Origin of the sequence: Nitrosomonas communis, assembly GCF_900114745.1 — a bacterium.
GTDB classification, from domain to species: domain Bacteria; phylum Pseudomonadota; class Gammaproteobacteria; order Burkholderiales; family Nitrosomonadaceae; genus Nitrosomonas; species Nitrosomonas communis_A.
Genome location: NZ_FOUB01000137.1, coordinates 1 through 3,805, shown reverse-complemented (window position 1 = coordinate 3,805; position 3,805 = coordinate 1). Strand labels below are relative to the sequence as shown.

The window sequence follows — 3,805 nt, the reverse complement described above, 5'->3', positions numbered from 1 at the left end:
GATGCCTCACCGATTGATATCAAGGAAATGATGGCGCTGGCTAAAGTTACCCCCGCTTCCTCACCCGGAGATGAACAGGCTATTGCACAGATGCGCCAGGAATATATCGCCGGGGCTGACGTGATAGGGTCAGTTCCATTGCCAGGTACCCTGAAAGGGATGGTAAGCACTGCAATGGAAAAACTGATGGGCAAAAGTCCTGAAGGATTTATAGACAAGCTCGGGTGCCGGCTTGCGTTTGAGCGTACCGGAGTCAGGCTTTATGATGCTCTTATAGCAAAGTGTTCAGCTGCACCGATGGGCGCCGATATTCCACTCGAGAGGCTGCACGAGTTCCGGAATGAAGAGTTTCAGCATTTCAAGCTTGTGGAAAATGCGATCCGATCCATCGGCGCGGATCCCACTGCGCAGACTCCATCGGCCGATGTAGACGGTGTGATGTCGCTCGGCCTGATACAGGTGCTGACCGATCCGCGCACATCGGTAGCACACTGTCTGGAAGCCATGCTAACCGCGGAGCTGGCAGATAACGATGGCTGGCGGATGCTTATCATGCTGGCTGAAAAGATGGGTATGGAGGATATGGCTCGGGATTTCCAGCAGGCATTGCGGGAAGAAGACGAGCATCTTACTTATATTCGTCAGTGGTTTAAGGAGTCGATCCTAAAAGACACGCTCGAAACTTCAGATAGAGGAAAGGAAAAAATAGGTGGTGAGGGCGGGCATATTGATAAGCAAGGCTTTGCTTCTATGGATGAAGATAAGCAGCGTGAAATAGCCAGCAAAGAGGGTAAAAGCAGCCATGGTGGGCATAAAAAGTAGAAAGCCAGCGGGTAGCCCCAGGGTCATCAGGAACAGCTGCTTTCTAAAGTGAACTTTTAATTGATATATAACTGATCCCATATAAAATGATTTAGGCCGCATAGACGATGAAGAGCTGCGTGGCGGAATACCTTGCTTTTGTCTGATTGTTTTGGCCGGAACTCATTTTGGCTCAAGCCAAAGCAATCAGATAAAAGCAAGGATGTTTTGTCGAGCAGTTTTTTTCCATCTATGCAACTAGAATTATTTCATATGGGATCAGCTATAAGGGGTAGAGGCACCCAGGGGTAGAGGCGCCAGAAAAAAAATGTCATAACTTTGATATCGCAAAGCTTGCTTGGAGTTGCACAAGCAAGCTATCGAGAAGCTTCGCGTGCAGAATGATAGGCCAACTCGTGCTGATAAAAATATACACGGCGGCAGAAAGCAAAAACTAGCTAAACACTAAATCATGGTGAAAGGCATGTAACGGCTATACAGCCAATCATAAAGGTGCGCTACTGTCATATGAAAGGCCGCTTACCGATCAGTAGAATTGTTGCTTTGAGGTTCAGACGAGGCAGCTAAGAGTACAAAATTCTATTTTAATCAAGATTAATGGTAAGTTTCATTGGTAACCGTGCTTTTCTAGGCTACATTCACACAGTCATCTAAGGTATAACTAGCATCTCGTTTCAAGAACCACAGTACAGTCAGCCCGCCTGGAGAACTTATATACCTATTGGCCGACATCGTTTGGTTGCTCGAAGTGTTTCCTTCTCGAACCAATAAGGGCGGTGAGCTTTGTAGGCGGATTTTCCCAGGAGTAACTTTTTGAGCAGCGCTCAATATGGCTTCACGTGGGCGGTCTGCTCCATGGTGTTTAGCGCCACTATAATTACGAAAAGGCCCACGAAGGCGAAACCAAAAGCGGTCTTGCGCCACCAGTCCACAGGTTTTGAGTGCACGCGAAATCCCGCGGATTCGTCATAACTCGCTTGCTGTCCTTCACCAAGCCTGCCTGCCTGATGTACCAACGTGAATAGAGTAAATAGAGGGAACCCGAGAGCAAGTCCGCTCACCCACATCGAGAAATTGCGGTTGAGGTATTGAGCAAGGCTTAAGGATTTACCATCCAGTGTTTTTACTTTCAGTCCGAGCAAAGCCTTGCCGGGTGTATTTCCAATGGCTCGATATAATAAGGCATCTAAGATCAATGCAATCGGCAGATACAGCAAGCCGAATAATTGACGACTTGCACCAGATTCATAAAACCACTCAACAAAATTAGCGGAATAACGGCTCAATACAGCTCCTAAGATGCAGGCTACGAGCATAGTTTCCCAACACATATCAAAAATACGAGCAAAGAATCGTAACCAGCGATTAGCCATGGGATAACTCAGTGTGTCAGTATCAGCCTTTGGTGGCAAAGATGGCGAGACTACAGCCTTTAACTCATTTAGCTCTTCAACTTGGTCCAGAGGTCGCCAAGCATCCATCCCTTCGTGCCACAGCATTGTTTTAGCATCGATTTTGTCGGATTTGATAAGCCGCTTAAGCTCATCTATTCCAATCGGGCCGATTTTCTTGTCTTTATCGGCATACCACCAAGCGGTCATAGTATCTCCTTGCAGCTAACAAGTAATTATATAATTTTCATATATCTTTTCATGCTTTGACATCAACAAAATTGTTACGTTTGTCAAGTTTGCTCACTGCATATCATCCTAAACGAAGCGATATACAGTTCCAGGATCATGACTATAGGGCTGTCTCATATTATTCGGCTAAATATTGGAGATTCATTCAGAGAAATTGACTGGTTGGTTTTGGCGGATAGCGCCATCTCTAGCACAGGTCTAAAAGCAGTCATTCGATGCGCCAGTGTTACCAATTATGAGCGGCCGCTAATACCGGAAACTACCCGTGTGACTGACCCCGAGTGCTGGCAATTTCAGGCATTGTTATGAGTAGTATTATTTAAAAAACTATATATTCTGAATAAGAAATTTTAAGCGAAATTACAAGAAATACTTTTTGATTAGACTCTATAAAGTATAGTGATTCTTTATCACAGAAGAGTCTTCCGTTTAAATATCCAAAGTTAGCAGCGCATGAATAAATAGCCTTGGGCCGTAAACCAACTCTAGGCCTCATTTTATGTAAGCCTTTATTCTTGGAGGATGAGATGAATAATACAGAAATTGCGAATTTATTAAATGGACTTACCGAAATTTCGCGCGATAGCGCAGACAGTTTTAAAACATGTGCAAACAATGCGAGTGACCCTGCCTTGAAATCATTTTTCATGGATCGCGCACAAAGCTGTGAAGAAGCCGTTAACACTTTAAGTGTCGAGGTACTGCATTATGGCGGTAATCCAGATACAAGCACATCTGCTGAAGAGGGCTTGCTCCATATTTTGACTAACCTTAAGACGGCGTTTACCAAAAAAAATAATCTCGCGGTACTGGAAGAATGTGAAATGGGTGAAGCTGCAGCAGTTATGGCCTATGAAAATGCGCTGAGACAAGAAATGCCTGACAGTCTTCGTGCTCTTCTAGAGCGGCTATATGAAGGAGTTAAAAAAAATCACGAACATATTATGCGCCAACTGAGAGACCAAGCAAGAAATAATTCTAATCTTGCTTAAGTCTTGTTTCAATTATCTACTTAATAAGTATATCGAATGTAATCATAACGTGAGTTCGGGCTAAGGCAAGCAGTCAATGGAACCTCAATTCCAAATAGCTCTTGAAAAAGAGCTTCATCATTATTCTTGAGGAGAAACCATCACTTAATATTAGATAAATCTCTGCATAATTAGCTTTTGGGTAATTTAGTATTTTTAACTAATTGGTTTTATGAGTTACACATACAGAAAAAATTCTAAAAATACAGCTATGCAGATATTTCATCAGCGTGTGCCACTGCAGCCGCACTTGATCGCGAGCGGCTCGAGGCAACTCAAAAAAGAGAGGATAAAATGAACGAAACTGTT

4 protein-coding genes are annotated in these 3,805 nt (G+C 43.9%); 3 read left to right on the top strand and 1 reads right to left on the bottom strand.

Annotation, left to right across the window (positions count from 1 at the left end; translation table 11 throughout):
- Positions 1-822: KGG domain-containing protein (locus BM122_RS25670; RefSeq protein WP_074907476.1), on the top strand; the 822-nt coding region annotated here is incomplete at its 5' end.
- Positions 823-1,646: 824 nt separating this feature from the next.
- Here BM122_RS25670 and BM122_RS20620 read toward each other — a convergent pair.
- Complete coding sequence (locus BM122_RS20620) at positions 1,647-2,423, bottom strand: RDD family protein (protein ID WP_074907474.1); 777 nt, start codon at positions 2,421-2,423, stop codon at positions 1,647-1,649.
- A gap of 138 nt (positions 2,424-2,561) precedes the next feature.
- Between BM122_RS20620 and BM122_RS22925 the strand changes: the two genes are divergently transcribed.
- Positions 2,562-2,774, top strand: a complete 213-nt coding sequence (locus BM122_RS22925; RefSeq protein WP_143083579.1) for a hypothetical protein — start codon at positions 2,562-2,564, stop codon at positions 2,772-2,774.
- A gap of 158 nt (positions 2,775-2,932) precedes the next feature.
- A complete protein-coding gene (locus BM122_RS20615) occupies positions 2,933-3,457 on the top strand; it encodes a PA2169 family four-helix-bundle protein (protein WP_256212265.1) in 525 nt (174 codons plus the stop codon).
- Positions 3,458-3,805 lie beyond the last annotated feature (348 nt).